Here is a 19,146-nt window from a genome sequence, read left to right on the forward strand (position 1 = left end):
CCGCTTTGTGATTAACGACGACCTTCAGCAATAGCGGTAACGGCTTGTAATTCAGCGGCTTCCTGCTCTTGCTGTTCCTGGCGCTCGCGGACGTCAAGGATCTGGTTGTTAATCAGACCTTCTTCGATTTCGCGCAGCGCGATAACGGTAGTTTTATCGTTTTCTTCCGGTACCAGCGGATCCTTTCCGCCTACCTGCATCTGACGAGCGCGACGCGCGGCGACCAGTACCAGGTCAAAACGGTTACCAATTTTCTCTACAGCGTCCTGAACAGTTACGCGTGCCATACTTAAAATGCTCCACAGGTGAAGAAATGACTGGGCATGATACTGAAAGTGGGTTCAGTCTGCCAACAATTTGCTGATTAAAGCGTCATGACGCTGCTTTTGGCGGCTCATACGCAGACGTTCAGCGCGAATGATGGTTTTCAAGTCGCTTAACGCGGTATCAAAGTCGTCATTCACAATAAGATAATCATATTCGGCGTAATGGCTCATTTCTGCAACCGCTTGCGCCATTCGTTTGGCAATGACTTCTTCGCTATCTTGCCCGCGACCGCGTAAACGGCGATCCAATTCGATCTTTGACGGCGGCAAAATAAAAATGCTGCGTGCTTGCGGCATCTTTTCGCGAATTTGCTGGGCGCCCTGCCAGTCGATATCGAGAAAAACATCAACGCCGGTTGCCAGCACTTGCTCAATGGTTTCGCGCGAAGTGCCGTAGTAATTGCCAAACACTTCCGCGTGCTCCAGAAACGCCTCCCTGCCAATCATGGTTTTAAACTCATCATGATTTACAAAGAAATAGTGCTCACCGTGCACTTCACCCGGACGCGGCGCGCGCGTGGTATGTGAAACGGAAACCTGAGTGTCATACAACGGTTGGGTTTTTAATAAAGCCTGAATCAGGCTGGATTTACCCGCGCCACTGGGGGCAGAAACAATATAAAGCGTACCTTGAGCCATGAGTATCTTACGTCTGTGATTATCGAAATAGAGCCTTGATACGGGCTTATTATACACATCGCCGTTATGCGACGTAGTCTTTGTCACACTTTTTGCGCCAGATTATTGCATTTTGCGTCCCTTTTTCCGCTTTTATCGCGTCGTTGCAGCAACCCACCAAAAAATCTGGAAAGCGGCTCGGATGATGCATTTTTACCTGTCGGTTTTTATTCACTAAAGCGCTATACCTGCCGGGCAATGTGCGCAGGAGGTCGTGATGAGATTATGGAAAAGTATGGCGTGGGGAATTTTATTGTGGCATTCGCAGAGTGGGGCGCTTTGCCCGGCCTGGCCGCCAGCAAGGGCCGCTGAAGAAATTGCCCGTTTACAGCAACAGCTCGCTGACTGGAATGACATTTACTGGAAACAAGGCGTTAGCGCGGTTGACGATAGTGTGTACGACCAACTCAGCGCAAGGCTGGTTCAGTGGCAACGCTGTGTTGGTCAGGATGTTTCATCTACTCCGGTTTCACCGCCGTTAAACGGTACAACAATGCATCCTGTTGCGCATACGGGCGTACGTAAACTCGCGGACCGGCAGGCGGTAGAACAGTGGATGCGCGGGCGCAGCGAGCTTTGGGTACAACCAAAAGTGGATGGCGTAGCGGTAACGCTGGTTTATCAAAACGGTAAACTGGCCAGGGCTATCAGCCGAGGTAACGGACTACAAGGCGAGGACTGGACGCCAAAAATTCGCCTGATCCCCTCTATACCGCAGACAACACAAGGCGCGCTTGCTAACGCGGTTTTGCAGGGCGAAATCTTTCTACAGCGCGAGGGGCATATCCAGCAACGGATGGGCGGGATGAATGCGCGCTCGAAAGTCGCAGGAATGTTAATGCGCCAGGATAACGCCTCCGCGCTAAATTCGTTGGGTATTTTTATTTGGGCGTGGCCGGACGGTCCGGCAAATATGCCCGAAAGATTAAGCCAACTTGCTAAGGCTGGATTCAGTCTGACGAAGAAATATACCCTGGCGGTAAAAGATGCCAGCGAGGTCGAGCGGGCGCGCCAGTCATGGCTGACGTCAGCGTTGCCCTTTGTGACGGATGGCGTAGTGATACGCATGGCTAAAGAGCCCGCGGCACAATACTGGCGACCCGGGCAGGGCGACTGGCTGGCAGCATGGAAATATCCGCCAGTAGCGCAGGTCGCGCAAGTGAGCGCTATTCAGTTCTCGGTGGGGAAAAGCGGCAAAATTACCGTAGTAGCGTCGCTTGTCCCCGTTATATTGGATGATAAGCGGGTTCAGCGGGTCAATATCGGCTCTGTGAAACGTTGGGAAGCGTGGGATATCGCGCCGGGCGATCAGATCCTGGTGAGTCTGGCCGGGCAAGGCATTCCCCGGCTTGATGAGGTCGTCTGGCGGAGTCGTGAGCGGAGTAAGCCTGTACCGCCTGATAGCCATTTCAACTCGCTGACCTGCTTTTACGCGTCGGCAACGTGTCAGGAACAGTTTATCTCCAGGCTGGTATGGCTGGGATCACGATCGGCGTTGGGTCTGGACGGAATGGGCGAAGCCAGCTGGCGGGCCTTGCATCAGACGCATCGCTTTGAGCATATCTTCTCCTGGCTTGCCCTGACGTCAGCGCAAATAGCCAACACGCCAGGCTTTGCTAAAGGAAAAAGCGAGCAGATATGGCGGCAATTTAACCTGGCGCGCCGGCAGTCGTTTACCCGCTGGATCATGGCGATGGATATCCCCTTAACGCAGGCTGCATTACAGGCCAGCGGCGATCGTTCATGGGAGCAGTTATTAATGCGAACAGAGCAACACTGGCGGCAGTTACCAGCGACGGGCGAGCGTCGTGCCGGGAGAGTCATCGACTGGCGGAATAATCCGCAGATCAAAGCGCTGAGCAGATGGCTGGCTGCTCAGCATATTCCCGGATTTGGGTCTTAGTGCCCTTCATGGCGGTAATAAAATACCGGCAGGCCAAGTTTAAGACGTAGCGCTAATAACCTTGCTGTAAAGCCAAACAGTAACGTAGAGATAACGACGACATCCGGATTCATGACGTAATGTTGCAGCGCAATATAGAGCACCGCCGAGGCGAACGAAATGCCGGCATATAGCTCTTTTTGAAACACCAGTGGAATGCGTTTGCAGAACATATCGCGGAGCACGCCGCCAAAGACGCCGGTAGTGACGGCGGCTACCACGGCGATAATTGGCCCTTCGCCCATATCAAGGGCTATCTGAGCGCCAATAATAGAGAAAACCACCAACCCCAGCGCGTCAAGTACCAGGAAAAGCTTGCGTAAATAGGGCATGACGGGGGCAACAATGGTGGTCAATACAGCGGCAGTCGCCACAATAATGACATATTCGGGATGCTTCACCCAACCCAGCGGATAGTGACCGAGCAGAATGTCGCGAACCGATCCTCCACCAATGGCGGTGGCGGTAGCAATAATAATTACGCCGAATGTATCCATGCGACGACGACCCGCAGCGAGTGCGCCCGTCATGGCCTCGGCAGTGATGCCAATTAAATAAAGAACGTGCAACAGCATGATTTCCCCCTAATTTACTGGGGGCGAAGATTAACGATTTGTGCGCTGTATCACGATTGAGATTTTCTAAGGCATTACACGATTAATAAATTTTAGTAATGATTTTAAATTTATGATTAATAATTATTTATTATAAATATCAATAAATTGAACATCATTTTTGTGGTTTATTGTATGCGAGGTTTTTCTATTTTGACTTAGATAATTTAAAAGAACGGCGCCCTGGACGCGCCGCCGGTGAATCATTTCATTATGGCTGCTGTGCGGTAAGTTGTGTGATGAAGCGCTGGCGCGAGCGTTCCACATACTGTTGCAAGCCATTGGAATCAAAGAAAGCCTGTGTATCGCCGTTGCGAAGTTGCTGTCGTTTCTCCAGTAGCCCGAAGCGGTCACCTTTGTTGGCAATAAAGATATCAACATGCTGGGCGGCCAGTGTCTTAAAGCTGCTCTGAATATCAGTAACCAAGTCAGGGTAATTTTTGTTGTTAATCAGCAGATAGTCAGGTGTGGCGAGACTATCTGCGTAAATTAGCGTCTTGCCGTTGCGGAGCGTTACGCGCCAGGAAGTTGAGCCGGGCAGATGTCCGGGCGTGAATAGTGCTGTCACGGTTATCCCTCCGAGGCTGATGCTTTCCTGGTTGTGGATAATTTTATCAGTGGTGACGGGCGGGAAGGGGAGCGCATCGCCAAGCGCAAAATCCTCTCGTCCACCCCTCGCCATCTGATCGGCGTTGGGTTGGCTGGCGACCAATTGTGCGCCGCTCCACGCTTTCAAACGTGCCATGCCCCCCGCTTGATCCAGCCGCGCATGGCTGTTCAATAGATAGCGTATGTCTGTGAGGCGGAATCCTGCCGCTTCAATATTCGCTTTAATTTGCGGTGCGCTTTCATCCAATCCCGCATCAATAAGAATATGCCCTGCCGGGGTGGTCAGCAGAATAGAAGAGAGATTTTCCGTGCCGACATACCACACGCCTTCTGTGATTTGAAACGGCTTCATAGGTTTAGCCCATGCTTTAAACAGTGATAACGGAGGCGCGGGTGATAACGGTTGTGAAGGATCTAATGCCGCCATGGCAGGAAGTGCTGATGTTGAAAATATACATACAAAGAATAATGCATAGCGATTCATAATGTTCTCCTGATTGAAGCGCCCGCAGTATACCTGGCAGTAATTTAGCCAGGTTCAATAAGAGAGACGTTTAATGAACTTGCTGCAAATGGATATGAACCTGTTAAAAGTACTGTATGTGCTGCTGGAGACGAGCTCTACGGGGAAAACGGCGCAAAAGCTGGCTTTGTCGCCTTCTGCGGTAAGTCATGCGTTAATGAGATTGCGCGATGCGCTAAACGACCCGTTGTTTCGACGGGAAGGGAACCGCCAGATTCCTACGCCTTATGCGCAGGCGCTGCGTGACAAATTGGCACCTGTGTTTGTTTCGCTTAATGAGGAGCTGTTTGGCGATAAAGAGAACGGCTCCCGTTGTTTTCGGGTGGTACTTCCTCCCGCATTGAACGCGCTGCTTACGCCCGTTCTCGCAGAGAAAGGTCATCTTCATCAGGCGGTGATCGAGTGCCTTCCTTTTGCCCGCCGACCCTGGCGTGATGAACTGTTGGATAGCTCGGTTGATTTGGTGCTGGCAATTGGCGACCATCAAAAGCAGGTCAGCGCTCTGCATTACGAGCGGGTGGGGACGACGCGTTTGATCGCGGTTTATGGCGCGCCATTGCGTTCACGTCTGGAGAATGCCACAGCGTTGAATTTTGCTGATCTACAGCGTTATCAGCACATTTACTGTTTGCCGTGGACAAAAGAGAACAACGAACTGGACAGGCAGCAGGCTCGTGCCGGGTTTGAACGTCCGCTGGCGTTTGTTTGTCATGATTACAGTCAACTTGCGCCTGCTGTCCAGTCGGCGCCGCTAATGGCGATTGTACCGCGCCCCTGGTATGAAAATTTATCCGATAAGCGCGGTCTTTTTGTCCTGCCGCTTGCCGGGGAGCAGGCGGAAGGCGCTATTTTTATGCAGTATCGGGCTTCGACGGTAGAGTGGAAGCGACGCCTTATCGACGCTATTCGCCGGAAATTAAAAACGTACTACCGATAAACGCGAGAGCCCGCATAAGGCGGGCTCTGTGACATATTGAGCGCCAGAATTATTCAATATTCTGGATTTGCTCGCGCATTTGCTCGATCAACACTTTTAATTCAATAGCGGAGTTAGTTACATCAGCGTTGATGGATTTGGAGGCCAGGGTGTTCGACTCACGGTTAAATTCTTGCATCATGAAGTCCAGACGGCGACCTACCGCCTCTTTTTTCTTCAGAATGTTGTAAGTCTCTTTGACGTGCGCTTCCAGACGATCCAGCTCTTCCGCCACATCAATGCGCTGCGCCATCATCACCAGCTCTTGCTCCAGACGGTTGTTTTCCAACTGAACCTGAGCATCTTCCAGCTTCGCGACCAGACGTTCACGCTGCCATTGCAAGATTTCCGGCATATGCGCGCGGACTTTCGCTACTTCGGCGCTGACGCCCTCCAGCCGTTGTTCAATCAGCGCTTTCAGCGCCTGGCCTTCCGTTTCGCGCGCGATGATAAAGTCATCCAGCGTACCGTCCAGCGCGGCTAAAATTTCTGCGGCAATCGCGTCCAGATCCTGCTCTTGCGCCGCCATGACACCTGGCCAGCGCAAAATATCAACCGGATTGATTTCCCCTTCGTCGCTCTGCATTTTGACCCAGTTTGCGGCGCTAACTAATTGTTTCGCTAGCTTTTCATTCAGAATAAGCTCGCCTTGCGCGCTGGCATCGGGTTCAAAACGCAGCATACATTCGACTTTGCCACGCGTCAGGCGTGTACGAATGCGTTCGCGCACGACGGGTTCAAGACTACGGAACTGTTCCGGCAGACGAAAGTAAGTTTCCAGATAACGCTGGTTTACCGAGCGCATTTCCCAGGTCGCGCTACCCCATTCACCCTTGATTTCACGCCGGGCGTAGGCGGTCATACTGCGGATCATAGATGTTCCCGTTTTTAAAGGAGAGATGAGGGGATTATAGCTATCCAGGCCTTGTCAGGATAGGAATAACCATCGGAAGTCCGTATAATGCGCAGCCACATTCGTTTTAAGCCGGAGATCTCAATATGCGTCCAGCAGGCCGTAGCGCTAATCAGGTGCGTCCCGTAACCCTGACCCGTAACTATACAAAACACGCTGAAGGCTCGGTACTGGTCGAATTTGGAGATACCAAAGTGTTGTGCACCGCCTCCATTGAAGAAGGCGTCCCTCGTTTTCTGAAAGGGCAAGGCCAGGGGTGGATCACCGCAGAGTATGGCATGTTGCCTCGCGCTACCCATACCCGTAATGCGCGTGAAGCGGCAAAGGGTAAGCAGGGCGGCCGTACTATGGAAATTCAGCGTTTGATCGCGCGTGCGCTGCGTGCAGCGGTCGATCTGAAAACGCTCGGCGAATTTACCATTACGCTGGACTGCGATGTAATCCAGGCCGATGGCGGTACGCGTACAGCGTCTATTACCGGTGCCTGCGTGGCGTTGGCGGATGCGCTGAATAAATTGGTTGCCAACGGTAAGCTGAAAACCAATCCGATGAAAGGCATGGTGGCGGCGGTTTCCGTAGGCATCGTTAACGGCGAAGCGATCTGCGATCTGGAATATGTTGAAGATTCCGCCGCAGAAACCGACATGAACGTCGTGATGACTGAAGACGGCCGCATTATTGAAGTACAGGGTACCGCGGAAGGCGAGCCGTTCAGCCATGAAGAACTTCTCACTTTGTTGGCGCTGGCCCGAGGGGGAATTGAATCCATTGTGGCGACGCAGAAGGCGGCGTTAGAAAATTGATTTTAAGGCGACTGAAAAGTCGCCTTTTTTTTGTCCGTAAATTTCGTAAATGATGAAAGTAAGAAAAGGAGCGAATCCATGAAACCGTATCAGCGCCAGTTTATTGAGTTTGCGCTTAACAAGCAGGTACTAAAGTTTGGCGAGTTTACGCTGAAATCCGGGCGCAAAAGCCCCTATTTCTTCAACGCCGGGCTGTTTAATACCGGGCGCGACCTGGCGTTGTTAGGCCGTTTTTATGCCGAAGCGCTGGTGGATTCCGGTATTGAATTTGATCTGCTGTTTGGCCCCGCATACAAAGGTATTCCGATCGCGACGACGACGGCGGTTGCGCTGGCGGAACATCACGATAAAGACCTGCCGTACTGCTTTAACCGCAAAGAGGCAAAAGATCATGGCGAAGGCGGGAGTCTGGTGGGCAGCGCGCTACAGGGCCGCGTGATGCTGGTGGATGACGTGATTACCGCAGGTACGGCGATTCGCGAGTCGATGGAGATTATTCAGGCGCACGGGGCTACACTGGCTGGCGTACTGATTTCGCTGGATCGTCAGGAACGTGGCCGCGGCGAGATTTCCGCGATTCAGGAAGTGGAGCGCGACTATGGTTGTAAGGTTATCTCCATCATTACGCTGAAAGACCTGATTGCCTATCTGGAAGAAAAACCTGATATGGCTGAGCATCTGGCGGCTGTGCGAGCATACCGGGAAGAATTTGGCGTGTAAGCGAATTGCCCGGTGGCGCTTTACCGGGCTTATGTTTCTGTCGCCTGGATAAGGCGTGAGCCTCTATCCAGTCAGCGTTACTGTAGCTGAGCGGCAATGAGCGGCCAGCGGGCGTCGAAATCGTCCGTTGGGCGGTATTTAAATTCGCTACGCACGAACCGTGAAAGCATACCTTCACAGAAGGCTAACAGTTGGCTTGCCAGCAGATTTTCATCCGTCGTGTAGCCTTCGCCTTCACGCATTCTTTTTTCTCGTAGCACCTGGCGGAGCTGCGCTTCGATGCGTTCAAAAAGCTGATTAATGCGCCCCTGCAGGCGATCCTGTTCAAACATCAGCGCGTGCCCGGTAAGAATGCGCGTCAGGCCAGGGTTGCGTTCGCCAAAACCCAGAATCAGCAACACAATCAGGCGCAAACGCGTGCTGGTGTTTTTTTCATCTTTTAAAATCAGATTGATACGGGTAATCAGACTATCTTCGATAAACTCAATCAGGCTATCGAACATGCGGGTCTTGCTGGGAAAATGGCGGTATAGCGCCGCTTCGGAAACGCCGACCGAGGCCGCCAGTTTTGCCGTCGTGATGCGTTGGCTTCCATCGCTGGATTCAAGCATCAGCGCCAGTGACTGAAGTATTTCTTCGCGACGATTCCTTTTCGCAGTTTGTTTTTCTGCCATGTTACAAAATACCCCTGAAAATAAGCACTTGCCAGGCGAGCACCCACGCTATAACCGCAAACTCAGCGCTTGCGGCAGTATTATGACGTTATGGGGATGCGTAAAATTTACTTACGGCCAGAATGACCGAAGCCGCCCTCGCCACGTTCGGTGGCGTCAAATGCTTCCACCAGATTAAATTCGGCCTGAACGACCGGAACAAACACCATTTGCGCGATACGTTCGCCCGGTTCAATGGTAAAACTGTCCTGACCACGGTTCCAGATCGAAACCATCAGCTGCCCCTGATAATCGGAATCAATCAGCCCGACCAGGTTGCCCAGCACGATACCATGTTTATGGCCCAGGCCAGAACGCGGCAACATGACTGCCGCCAGTGATGGATCGGCGATATGAATGGCCAATCCGGTAGGCACCAACGTCGTTGCGCCAGGCGCCAGTTCTACGGCGTCGTCGAGACAGGCGCGCAGGTCAAGCCCGGCAGAACCAGAAGTAGCATAAGTCGGCAGCGGAAACTGCTGACCAACACGCGGGTCCAGAATCTTAACGTCGATTTTTTTCATCATAACGGGTCACGATCTCGTCGAGTAATAATTGGCCCAGGAGTTCTTTTCGCTCAAGCGGTAAGACTTTATCTCCATCCTGCCAGAAAAGGTGTAAAGCGTTTTTATCGCTATTAAATCCCTGATTTGAAAGAGAAACATCATTTGCACAAATCAGGTCAAGGTTCTTACGGATACGTTTTTGCCGGGCGTATTCTTCCACATTATTCGTTTCCGCGGCAAACCCAACAACGTAGGGTCGATTGTCACTGAGTGCGGCCACCCCGGCGACAACGTCCGGGTTTTTGACCATTTTTATTAGTAATTCATCACCTTGCGCCGCCTGTTTTTTGATTTTTTCACTGGCGATAGTCTCTGCGCGATAGTCAGCCACGGCGGCGCAGCTAATGAAAATGTGCTGCTGTTGAACGGCGGCCTGAACAGCGGCTTCCATGTCCAGCGCGGTTATGACATCAACCCGTTTTACAAAAGGCGGCGTTGGTAACGAAACGGGACCGGAGACCAGCGTGACATTTGCGCCGCGACGCGCTGCGGCCGCCGCAATAGCGAAGCCCATTTTACCTGAGCTGTGGTTGGAAATATAACGCACCGGGTCGAGCGGTTCGCGCGTCGGGCCTGCCGTAATCATGATATTAAGATGTCGCAGATCGTTGACGGCAGCGAAATGCGCGGCGGCCTTATCAACGATAACTAATGGGTCCAGCATTCGGCCTGGTCCTACATCGCCGCACGCCTGACTGCCGCTATCCGGCCCCCAAATGAACAGGCCGCGAGAGGCGAGCACCTCCAGATTATGTTGCGTGGCGGCAGCGCGGTACATCTGTTGGTTCATGGCCGGAAGAACGGCCACCGGGGCTGGCGTCGCCAGACAGATGGTGGAGACTAAATCATTAGCCATACCCGATGCTACACGGGCGATCAGATCGGCGGTCGCGGGGGCAAGAATCACCAGGTCGGCCCATTTCCCCAACTCGATATGCCCCATCGCGGCTTCGGCGGCAGGGTCAAGCAGACTGTCGGATACGGGATAGCCCGACACTGCCTGTAAGCTCAGGGGGGTAATAAAGGCTTTTGCCGCCTCGGTCATTGCCACGCGCACGTCAGCGCCGCGCTCACGTAAACGGCGCACCAGCTCCGGCGTTTTATACGCAGCGATACCGCCGCTAATGCCGAGAACAATTTTTTTACCGGCCAGGCTCATCATGTCTTTCCTGTTGGGTGACTTTGAAAGGCGGCTATTTTATCACAATCTCTACGGCGTCGTGTCTTTGCCTGCGCTCCACTTTGCGAGGCGCTACGCAAGAACAAAATCGGGGCGTCGATCTCTCCCAAAGGCTGTGCCACTATGCCGCTTCCTTAAAAAAGGAGGTGCGCGTATGGATACGTTGGACGAATTATTACCGCGTGAAAAAATGCTCAGATCCGGCATTGCTTCCCTCAGCGACGTGGAACTGCTGGCGCTTTTTTTACGTACCGGCACGCCGGGAAAAGATGTTATGACGTTGGCAAAAGAGATATTGCAGCACTTTGGGTCACTGTATGGCCTGCTGTCGGCGGACTTTGCGCAGTTTCGCGGCGTAAACGGCATCGGCCTGGCGAAATTCGCGCAGTTGAAAGGCATTGCTGAGCTGGCAAGGCGCTATTACAGCGTGCGCATGAATGAGGAAAGTGCGTTGCTGAGTCCGGAAATGACGCGGGAATTTCTGCAAAGCCAACTGACGGGTGAAGAGCGTGAGATCTTTCTGGTGATCTTCCTCGATGCCCAGCACCGGGTGCTTCAGCACAGCCGCCTGTTTTCCGGCACGCTTAACCACGTAGAGGTGCATCCGCGTGAGATTGTTCGGGAAGCGATTAAACTCAATGCTTCAGCGGTCATTCTGGCGCATAACCACCCTTCAGGCTGCGCAGAGCCAAGTAAAGCAGATAAACTTATCACTGAGCGCGTGATAAAGTGTTGCCAGTTTATGGATATCCGGGTGCTCGATCACCTGATAATTGGGCGCGGAGAGTACGTTTCTTTTGCCGAACGCGGCTGGATTTAAGATTCTTTGCGCGATCCATCGGGATCTTTGTCTGTTCGGGACTTGAGCATATCGCCGGGTCAGCGTATACTACGCCACCTTTGAGAATCTCGGGTTTGGCATTTGGGCCTGGCAATCGAGAGTTCAATAGAACTGCGCGATGACCAGGCTGTAAAGCCTGACGAGGCGCCGATACCCCATACGAAGCTCGAGCTAATTTGATTTTTGGAGAATAGACATGTCCCGAGTCTGCCAAGTTACTGGCAAGCGTCCGGTGACCGGTAACAACCGTTCCCACGCACTGAACGCGACTAAACGCCGTTTCCTGCCTAACCTGCACTCTCACCGTTTCTGGGTTGAGAGCGAGAAGCGTTTTGTCACCCTGCGTGTATCTGCTAAAGGTATGCGTATCATCGATAAAAAAGGCATCGAAACAGTTCTGTCTGAACTGCGTGCCCGTGGCGAAAAGTACTAAGTACTAAGAGGAAATAAGTCATGGCTAAAGGTATTCGTGAGAAAATCAAGCTGGTTTCTTCTGCTGGTACTGGTCACTTCTATACCACTACGAAGAACAAACGTACTAAACCGGAAAAACTGGAACTGAAAAAATTCGATCCAGTTGTCCGTCAGCACGTGATCTACAAAGAAGCGAAAATCAAATAATTCTCGCTTTGATGTAACAAAAACCTCGCTTCGGCGGGGTTTTTTGTTTTCTGGCCGTCCCCATATTAATGAGACCTGCCACACAGCCGGAGACGTTATGCCTGAATTACCCGAAGTTGAAACCAGCCGCCGGGGTATTGAACCCCATTTAGTTGGCGCTACTATCCTGCACGCCCATATCCGTAACGGCCGTCTGCGCTGGCCGGTTTCAGACGAAATTTATCGTCTGAGCGATACACCTGTCCTTAGCGTTCAGCGTCGTGCTAAATATTTACTGCTGGAGCTGCCTGACGGCTGGATAATTATTCACCTGGGGATGTCGGGAAGCTTGCGGATACTGTCGGAAGCGCTGCCGGCGGAAAAGCACGACCATGTCGATTTGGTGATGAGCAATGGCAAAATTCTACGTTATACCGATCCTCGCCGCTTTGGCGCCTGGTTATGGACCAAAGAGCTGGAAGGGCATAACGTACTGGCGCATCTGGGACCGGAGCCGCTAAGCGATGAGTTTAATGGCGAATATTTGCAGCAGAAATGCGCGAAGAAGAAGATGGCGATTAAACCCTGGCTGATGGATAACAAGCTGGTGGTCGGCGTGGGGAATATCTACGCCAGCGAGTCGCTGTTTGCCGCTGGTATTCACCCTGACCGCCTGGCGTCGTCACTCTCGACAGAGGAGTGCGACCTGCTGGCACGGGTGATTAAAGCCGTTTTGCTGCGCTCTATTGAACAAGGCGGGACAACGCTGAAGGATTTTCTGCAAAGCGATGGGAAACCGGGCTATTTTGCGCAGGAGTTGCAGGTGTACGGGCGCAAAGGCGAGCCGTGTCGGGTATGCGGTACGCCGATAGTCGCAACGAAACACGCACAGCGTGCGACGTTCTATTGCCGTCACTGTCAGAAGTAAAACGCCAGGCCCGGCAAGGAAGGAAACTTATTTCAACTTATCCATTAGCGCCTGATGCACATTGTCCGGCAGAAAGTGGGTCACATCGCCCTGATGGCGTGCCACTTCTTTGACCAGCGACGATGAAATAAACGACCACTCTTTGGACGGCATCAGGAAAACGCTTTCCAGTTGCGGCATCAGATGGCGATTCATATGCGCCAACTGCATTTCATATTCAAAATCCGCCACCGCGCGCAGACCACGAATCAGGATATTCGCCTGTCTGTCGCGGGCGAAATTGGCCATCAGGTCGCTAAAGCCCACCACCTCTACGTTACCCAGGTGTGCGGTCGCTTTTTGCGCCAGCGCCACACGTTCGTCCAGGGTGAACATGGGTTTCTTACCGGGGCTGGCGGCGATGGCCAGAATGACATGGTCGAACATCTGCGTTGCGCGCGTCACAATATCGAGATGACCGTTAGTAATCGGATCAAACGTGCCTGGATAAATCGCCCGTTTTTGCATGACAGTCCTCAATGCGTTTTCGGTGGCAGATAAGGTTCCAGCAGTTGCAGCAGACGCTGGAGCGCGCCCTGATTTTGATACAGCACTTCAACTGCGTGACGTCCGTAGAAATTACGATAATCAGCATCGGTCAGTAAAGAGGAAACTTCTTTTGCCAGCGTAGCCGCATCGGTAATCGTGATAAGTCCGCTCGCCTGATCCAGACGGGCGCAAATATCTTTAAAGTTAAAGGTATGCGGACCCATCAGTACCGGAATCGCATGAGCGGCGGCCTCCAGCGGGTTATGACCGCCGCGTTCAACCAGCGAACCACCAACAAAGGCGAGATCGGCAATGCCATAGAGCAACATTAATTCGCCCATAGTATCGCCTACCACGACCTGGGTGCTGGCGGACGGCACTTCGCCCGAAGAGCGAGTGATGTAGCTTAACCCTGCCTGACGCACAAGATTGATAGCATCCGGGAAACGCTCCGGATGGCGGGGCACCAGAATCAGTAATAAATTCGGGAATTGATGTAATAACGCCTGGTGAGCGGCGATAACGATACTCTCTTCGCCATCGTGGGTGCTGGTGGCAATCCAGACCGGACGGTGCGGCGCCCACTGGCGGCGTAGCGTAACGGCTTTAGCCGCCAGCTGCGGCGTAACTGAAATATCAAATTTCAGACTGCCGGTGACCGTGACCTGATTGTTCTTCGCGCCCAATGCCACAAAGCGTTCGCCATCTTCTTCGTTTTGCGCGGCAATCAGGGTGATACGGCGCAGGAGCGTACGGACAAACTTGCCAAGCTTCGCATAACCCGCGGCGGAGCGGGCGGAAAGCCGCGCATTAGCGATAACCAGCGGAATATGACGTTTGTGCAGCGCAGCAATCAGATTTGGCCAGAGCTCAGTCTCCATGATCAATACCAGCTTAGGATCAATCTCATTGAGGAAACGATTGAGCGCATCGGGCAAATCATAAGGCAAGTAAACGTGCTGAACATCGTTGCCAAAGGCGGACTGGACGCGCTCCGAGCCGGTCGGCGTCATGGTCGTTACGGTAATAGGCAGATCGGGATAGCGATGACGTAGAGCGCGGACCAATGGGATGGCCGCCAGAGTTTCGCCCACCGAGACGGAATGCAGCATGATTCCGCCCGGTTTCAACGGACGGCGGTAGAATCCGTAGCGTTCACCCCAGCGCTTACGATAGGCCGGCGCTTTACGTCCACGCACCCAAAGCCGTATCCAGATCAGAGGCTGAATAAGGTAGAGAAGAGCGGTGTAAAGCAATTCGAGCATAGTAAATAGCTGACTTATGGATGTGCTGGGGATTCTATGTATTTAGCCTGGGCTTTACCATTACTTTTCCCATTTTTGCGCCAAATTGGCTCAGAAGCGAGGATTCCAGGCGCTGAACCTCATTATTTTTGCATTTTTACGCAATCCATTGAAATTTGCCGCCCTTGTCGCCCCAGACAATGGGAATGACCATTCACAAGAGAGGGATAAATTATTATCTCTTTGAATTTATAATTAAAAAAATGATTGTGTATAAAAATTATTCGTATCGGATTGCTGCGAAAGAAGTGTTACACTAGCGCATCTAAAATGAGTGCGGTATTAGCCATCGGGTTGCTGTGAAGCCTGGGGCGGTAGCGTGCTTTTTTCTGCTTATTTATCCGGACAATTTCAACCAAAGAGTCGCTTGTGGAAAAGCCATTTCGAAGAATTCTGATTATAAAAATGCGTTTTCATGGAGACATGTTACTTACCACCCCTGTCATCAGTACGCTGAAGCAGAATTATCCCGATGCAAAAATCGATGTGCTTCTTTACCAGAACACCATACCGATATTGTCGGAAAATCCGGAGATTAATGCACTCTACGGCATCAGTAACAAAGGCGCAGGAACAAAAGAGAAGATTAAAAACGCGCTATCGCTAATCAAAAAATTGCGTGCTAACTCGTATGATCTGGTCGTCAATCTCACCGATCAGTGGAGCGTGGCGCTCATTGTGCGTTTTTTAAACGCAAAAACAAAAATCTCGCAGGATTTCGGTAATCGTCAGTCTGCTTTATGGAAAAAGAGCTTTACGCATTTAGTACCTTATGCGGGAGAACATGCTGTTGAGCGCACATTATCCGCGCTAAAGCCGTTAGCGTTAAAACAGTATGTCACGGAAACCACCATGAGCTATCGCCCGGAACATTGGGAAAACATGCGACAACAGCTCAAACAACTTGGTGTGACCCGACAATATGTTGTTATTCAGCCTACGGCACGGCAGCTATTTAAGTGCTGGGATAATGATAAATTCTCTCAGGTTATTGATGCCGTGCAGCGCCGCGGTTATCAGGTTGTACTGACGTCAGGCCCGGCCGCAGACGAGATGGCCTGCGTGGATGCTATTGCACGCGGCTGTGAGACAAAACCGGTTACTGGTCTGGCGGGTAAAACTCGCTTTCCTGAATTGGGCGCGTTGATTGACCATGCGGATCTCTTTATCGGCGTTGATTCGGCCCCTGGTCATATTGCCGCAGCAGTCAAAACGCCGGTCATTTGCCTTTTCGGCGCGACGGATCATGTATTCTGGCGTCCCTGGACCGACGACATCATTCAGTTTTGGGCAGGAAATTATCAGCCGATGCCTGAACGGCATGAGCTTGATCGTAATAAAAAATACCTTTCCGTGATTCCGGCTGAAGATGTTATCGCCGCGACGGAAAAAATGCTGCCGCATGAGGCACGCCCCATAGATTTGGACAGCCTGCTATGAGAGTTGCCTTTTGCTTATATAAATATTTTCCTTTTGGCGGTCTGCAGCGTGATTTTATGCGCATTGCCCAAACCGTGGCGGCGCGAGGGCATCAGGTTCGTGTTTATACTCAGTCATGGGAAGGGGAATGCCCGGATAACTTTGAATTAATCCGCGTGCCGGTTAAATCCCGGACGAACCACGGTCGTAACGCAGAATATTATGCCTGGGTGCAACACCATTTGCGCGACCACCCTGTCGATCGGGTGGTTGGATTCAATAAGATGCCGGGCCTTGATGTGTATTACGCCGCAGACGTGTGTTACGCCGAAAAAGTCGCACAGGAAAAAGGATTTTTCTATCGCCTGACATCACGCTATCGGCATTATGCTGCTTTTGAACGCGCCACGTTTGAACACGGCAAGCCGACGCAACTATTAATGCTGACGAATAAGCAGATTGCTGACTTCCAAAAACATTATCAGACTGAAGCGGAGCGTTTCCATATTCTTCCTCCGGGGATTTACCCGGACAGAAAATATAGCCAACAGATCCCAAACAGTCGTCAAATTTATCGTCAGAAAAATGGTATCTCAGAACAGCAAAAATTACTGTTGCAAGTAGGGTCTGACTTTACCCGTAAAGGTGTGGATCGCTCTATTGAAGCGCTGGCATCGCTACCCGAATCTTTACGGCAAAATACGGTGCTCTATGTTGTTGGGCAGGATAAGCCGAAGAAGTTTGCAGCGCTGGCTGAAAGAAGCGGCGTCGGCACGAATGTGCATTTTTTCTCCGGACGTAATGATATCGCGGAGTTAATGGCGGCAGCCGACCTTTTACTGCATCCAGCCTATCAGGAAGCTGCTGGTATTGTTTTGCTGGAAGCCATTACTGCTGGTTTGCCGGTGCTGACAACCGCGGTGTGCGGTTATGCACATTATATTGTGGATGCAAACTGTGGCGAAGCGATGACTGAACCATTCCGCCAGGATGCGCTAAATGAGGTTTTACTCAAAGCGCTGACACAGCCTTCCTTACGCAGCGCCTGGGCTGAAAATGCGCGGTATTATGCTGATACCCAGGATTTATACAGCTTACCGGAGAAGGCCGCAGATATTATTACAGGTGATTTAGATGGTTGAGCTGAAAGCGCCGTTAACCACACTATGGCGCGGTAAAGATGCTTTTGAGGAAGTGAAAACGTTACAGGGCGAAGTGTTCAGAGAGCTGGAGACGCGTCGAACATTGCGGTTTGAGCTGGACGGCAAAAGCTACTTCCTGAAGTGGCATAAAGGCACTTCGCTGAAAGAAATTGTGAAGAACCTGATTTCGTTACGTATGCCTGTTCTGGGCGCTGACAGAGAATGGCACGCCATTCATCGTCTACATGAGCTGGGCGTTGATACGATGCACGGCGTTGGTTTTGGTGAAAAAGGCGTAAACCCGCTAACCAGAACATCATTTATTATCACCGAAGATTTAACGCCTACCATTAGCCTTGAAGACTACTGTGCTGACTGGGCTGTTAATCCACCGGACGCGCAGGTGAAGTGGATGATTATTAAGCGTGTTGCGACTATGGTACGTAAAATGCACGCCGGGGGAATTAACCATCGTGACTGTTATATTTGCCACTTTCTTCTGCATTTACCTTTCACAGGTCGTGAAGAGGATTTAAAAATCTCCGTAATCGACCTGCATCGCGCGCAGATACGTCAGCACGTTCCCCTTCGCTGGCGTGACAAGGATTTAATTGGGCTTTATTTTTCTTCAATGAATATTGGCCTGACTCAGCGAGATATATTCCGGTTTATGCGTGAGTATTTCTCTCTCCCCCTGCGAGAGATTTTGCACAAAGAATCGGGGTTGATTCATCAGGCGGATGTTAAAGCCGCTCGAATTAAAGAAAGAACAATAAGAAAAAATCTTTAATATAAAATTTATATATTTAAATAGCTTAGAGGCTATATGTTTCTATTCATATGCATGACTAATTTGCAATTATTGATTGCACGGTCAATTATAGAAAAAGAGCAGTTGAAAAAAGTTGATGTTTTATTTATTGGCGATGTAGATAACGTAAAAAATCAGTACTATTTAAAAAAAATTCAGCCGTTATGTCGGCACTCAGACATCGTCCCGCAGGTAGCAAAATTTTCGACATTTAAAACGATTCAAAGAACACGGTATGCTAAAAAAATCATGGAAAAGTATGCCAGAGAATATCATACTGTTTTCTTCGCGAATTTTCATGTCCCGCTTATACACCATATTTTATCCTGTATCACTTTTTCTGAAATAAAAACCTTTGATGATGGTACAAATAATATCAATCAGAAAAGTATAATGTATGAAAATAAGAATATAAGCGCCACATCGAAGTTAATACGAAAGCTGATGGGGCGTAAATATCATAAAGATGAAATATTAAAGTTAGACGCAAAACATTATACTCTATTTCCTAATAGAACCAACATAATTGAAAAGACCGAAGGAATTATATTGGTACACCATAACGGTCTTCCTGATACGAATAATGGCTTTAAAAAAGTATTATTGGGAACTGTATATACTGATGCGTTAAAAAATAAAGAAGATGAGTGTGTTTTTCTTCAGCATCTTCAGCGGTTTATTAAAAAAGAAGCGGTTGATATATATATTCCTCACCCTCGATATGACTCTCATCAGTTTAATGGTGTATTGAATGTTAGCTCTGAAATGATAGCCGAGGACATTATTTTAGAATATCTGGAGCAAGGGATATCATTAGAGATATATGGATTTAATAGCACAGTTCAGTATAACCTAAATAATATCTCAACTATCAAAAACTATAAAATAACCAGCCCTTTTCTAAAAGATAGCTTTAATCATGGACTGGGGTTCGATTTTAATCAGGTCTCAGTATAAATATAGTGTTGATTGGGTTTGTTCTTACAGAATTTTAAAAGTGAAGGAAGCCG

At 50.6% G+C, this 19,146-nt stretch carries 22 protein-coding genes; 12 read left to right on the forward strand and 10 right to left on the reverse strand.

Annotated elements, in window-relative coordinates:
* Window positions 1–11: 11 nt before the first annotated feature.
* A complete protein-coding gene (rpoZ, locus tag ACLJRE_RS12780) occupies window positions 12–287 on the reverse strand; it encodes a DNA-directed RNA polymerase subunit omega (RefSeq protein WP_000135058.1) in 276 nt (91 codons plus the stop codon).
* Window positions 288–341: 54 nt separating this feature from the next.
* Complete coding sequence (gene gmk, locus ACLJRE_RS12785) at window positions 342–965, reverse strand: guanylate kinase (protein ID WP_000046966.1); 624 nt, start codon at window positions 963–965, stop codon at window positions 342–344.
* Window positions 966–1,221: 256 nt separating this feature from the next.
* Between gmk and ligB the strand changes: the two genes are divergently transcribed.
* A complete protein-coding gene (ligB, locus tag ACLJRE_RS12790) occupies window positions 1,222–2,907 on the forward strand; it encodes an NAD-dependent DNA ligase LigB (protein ID WP_023212621.1) in 1,686 nt (561 codons plus the stop codon).
* On the opposite strand, the gene ACLJRE_RS12795 is transcribed toward ligB, so the two are convergent.
* Window positions 2,904–3,521: a trimeric intracellular cation channel family protein gene (locus ACLJRE_RS12795; protein WP_000924334.1), complete on the reverse strand. Its 618-nt coding sequence runs from the start codon at window positions 3,519–3,521 to the stop codon at window positions 2,904–2,906. The two genes, ligB and ACLJRE_RS12795, sit on opposite strands and share 4 nt — an antisense overlap.
* 250 nt (window positions 3,522–3,771) lie before the next feature.
* Entirely contained in the window at window positions 3,772–4,653 is an 882-nt protein-coding gene (locus ACLJRE_RS12800; RefSeq protein WP_001082970.1) for an HARLDQ motif MBL-fold protein, read from the reverse strand.
* A 73-nt stretch (window positions 4,654–4,726) separates the two neighbouring features.
* Here ACLJRE_RS12800 and ACLJRE_RS12805 point away from each other — a divergent pair, with 73 nt between their 5' ends.
* On the forward strand, window positions 4,727–5,629 hold the full coding sequence (locus tag ACLJRE_RS12805; RefSeq protein ID WP_023212620.1) for a LysR family transcriptional regulator: 903 nt from the start codon (window positions 4,727–4,729) through the stop codon (window positions 5,627–5,629).
* A 49-nt stretch (window positions 5,630–5,678) separates the two neighbouring features.
* Here ACLJRE_RS12805 and ACLJRE_RS12810 read toward each other — a convergent pair whose 3' ends face one another.
* Window positions 5,679–6,542 (reverse strand): YicC/YloC family endoribonuclease, encoded by an 864-nt coding sequence (locus ACLJRE_RS12810; RefSeq protein ID WP_000621347.1) that lies wholly within the window; start codon window positions 6,540–6,542, stop codon window positions 5,679–5,681.
* Window positions 6,543–6,667: 125 nt separating this feature from the next.
* Between ACLJRE_RS12810 and rph the strand changes: the two genes are divergently transcribed.
* Both rph and pyrE read left to right on the forward strand, forming a co-directional pair.
* Entirely contained in the window at window positions 6,668–7,384 is a 717-nt protein-coding gene (rph, locus tag ACLJRE_RS12815) for a ribonuclease PH (protein WP_001247078.1), read from the forward strand.
* Between the two features lie 78 nt (window positions 7,385–7,462).
* The gene (pyrE, locus tag ACLJRE_RS12820; protein ID WP_000806167.1) at window positions 7,463–8,104 is read left to right on the forward strand and encodes an orotate phosphoribosyltransferase; all 642 of its coding nucleotides are present in this window, start codon (window positions 7,463–7,465) and stop codon (window positions 8,102–8,104) included.
* A gap of 77 nt (window positions 8,105–8,181) precedes the next feature.
* Here pyrE and slmA read toward each other — a convergent pair whose 3' ends face one another.
* The 3 genes from slmA to coaBC form a co-directional block, all read right to left on the reverse strand.
* Window positions 8,182–8,778, reverse strand: coding sequence for a nucleoid occlusion factor SlmA (gene slmA, locus ACLJRE_RS12825; protein WP_000818607.1), 597 nt, complete (start codon window positions 8,776–8,778; stop codon window positions 8,182–8,184).
* Window positions 8,779–8,885: 107 nt separating this feature from the next.
* Complete coding sequence (gene dut, locus ACLJRE_RS12830) at window positions 8,886–9,344, reverse strand: dUTP diphosphatase (protein WP_000976078.1); 459 nt, start codon at window positions 9,342–9,344, stop codon at window positions 8,886–8,888.
* Entirely contained in the window at window positions 9,322–10,542 is a 1,221-nt protein-coding gene (gene coaBC / locus ACLJRE_RS12835) for a bifunctional phosphopantothenoylcysteine decarboxylase/phosphopantothenate--cysteine ligase CoaBC (protein WP_023212619.1), read from the reverse strand. The genes dut and coaBC overlap by 23 nt, the downstream gene beginning before the upstream one ends.
* A gap of 175 nt (window positions 10,543–10,717) precedes the next feature.
* Between coaBC and radC the strand changes: the two genes are divergently transcribed.
* From radC to mutM, 4 genes are all read left to right on the forward strand, one after another.
* Window positions 10,718–11,383, forward strand: a complete 666-nt coding sequence (radC, locus tag ACLJRE_RS12840) for a RadC family protein (RefSeq protein ID WP_000380129.1) — start codon at window positions 10,718–10,720, stop codon at window positions 11,381–11,383.
* 217 nt (window positions 11,384–11,600) lie between these two features.
* Window positions 11,601–11,837 carry a 50S ribosomal protein L28 gene (gene rpmB / locus ACLJRE_RS12845; protein ID WP_001519051.1) on the forward strand — a complete coding sequence of 79 codons (237 nt, stop codon included), beginning with the start codon at window positions 11,601–11,603 and terminating at the stop codon, window positions 11,835–11,837.
* 20 nt (window positions 11,838–11,857) lie between these two features.
* Entirely contained in the window at window positions 11,858–12,025 is a 168-nt protein-coding gene (gene rpmG, locus ACLJRE_RS12850) for a 50S ribosomal protein L33 (protein WP_001051798.1), read from the forward strand.
* Between the two features lie 97 nt (window positions 12,026–12,122).
* A complete protein-coding gene (gene mutM / locus ACLJRE_RS12855; RefSeq protein WP_001114511.1) occupies window positions 12,123–12,932 on the forward strand; it encodes a bifunctional DNA-formamidopyrimidine glycosylase/DNA-(apurinic or apyrimidinic site) lyase in 810 nt (269 codons plus the stop codon).
* Window positions 12,933–12,959: 27 nt separating this feature from the next.
* Here mutM and coaD read toward each other — a convergent pair whose 3' ends face one another.
* Together coaD and waaA are read right to left on the reverse strand one after the other, a co-directional pair.
* On the reverse strand, window positions 12,960–13,439 hold the full coding sequence (gene coaD / locus ACLJRE_RS12860; protein ID WP_001171884.1) for a pantetheine-phosphate adenylyltransferase: 480 nt from the start codon (window positions 13,437–13,439) through the stop codon (window positions 12,960–12,962).
* A gap of 8 nt (window positions 13,440–13,447) precedes the next feature.
* Complete coding sequence (waaA, locus tag ACLJRE_RS12865) at window positions 13,448–14,725, reverse strand: lipid IV(A) 3-deoxy-D-manno-octulosonic acid transferase (RefSeq protein WP_000891580.1); 1,278 nt, start codon at window positions 14,723–14,725, stop codon at window positions 13,448–13,450.
* A 408-nt stretch (window positions 14,726–15,133) separates the two neighbouring features.
* On the opposite strand from waaA, the gene rfaQ reads away from it, so the two are divergent.
* The 4 genes from rfaQ (at window position 15,134) to ACLJRE_RS12885 (ending at window position 19,093) form a co-directional block, all read left to right on the forward strand.
* Window positions 15,134–16,204, forward strand: a complete 1,071-nt coding sequence (gene rfaQ, locus ACLJRE_RS12870; RefSeq protein WP_001528295.1) for a lipopolysaccharide core heptosyltransferase RfaQ — start codon at window positions 15,134–15,136, stop codon at window positions 16,202–16,204.
* Window positions 16,201–17,325 (forward strand): glycosyltransferase family 4 protein, encoded by a 1,125-nt coding sequence (locus ACLJRE_RS12875; RefSeq protein ID WP_001261579.1) that lies wholly within the window; start codon window positions 16,201–16,203, stop codon window positions 17,323–17,325. Before rfaQ ends, ACLJRE_RS12875 begins: the two co-directional genes overlap by 4 nt.
* Window positions 17,318–18,115, forward strand: a complete 798-nt coding sequence (gene rfaP / locus ACLJRE_RS12880) for a lipopolysaccharide core heptose(I) kinase RfaP (protein ID WP_000229823.1) — start codon at window positions 17,318–17,320, stop codon at window positions 18,113–18,115. Before ACLJRE_RS12875 ends, rfaP begins: the two co-directional genes overlap by 8 nt.
* A 105-nt stretch (window positions 18,116–18,220) precedes the next feature.
* Window positions 18,221–19,093 carry a glycosyltransferase family 52 gene (locus ACLJRE_RS12885; RefSeq protein WP_223352565.1) on the forward strand — a complete coding sequence of 291 codons (873 nt, stop codon included), beginning with the start codon at window positions 18,221–18,223 and terminating at the stop codon, window positions 19,091–19,093.
* The last annotated feature ends 53 nt before the right edge of the window (window positions 19,094–19,146 follow it).

It is taken from the genome of Salmonella sp. SAL04157 (assembly GCF_046551635.1).
GTDB classification, from domain to species: domain Bacteria; phylum Pseudomonadota; class Gammaproteobacteria; order Enterobacterales; family Enterobacteriaceae; genus Salmonella; species Salmonella enterica.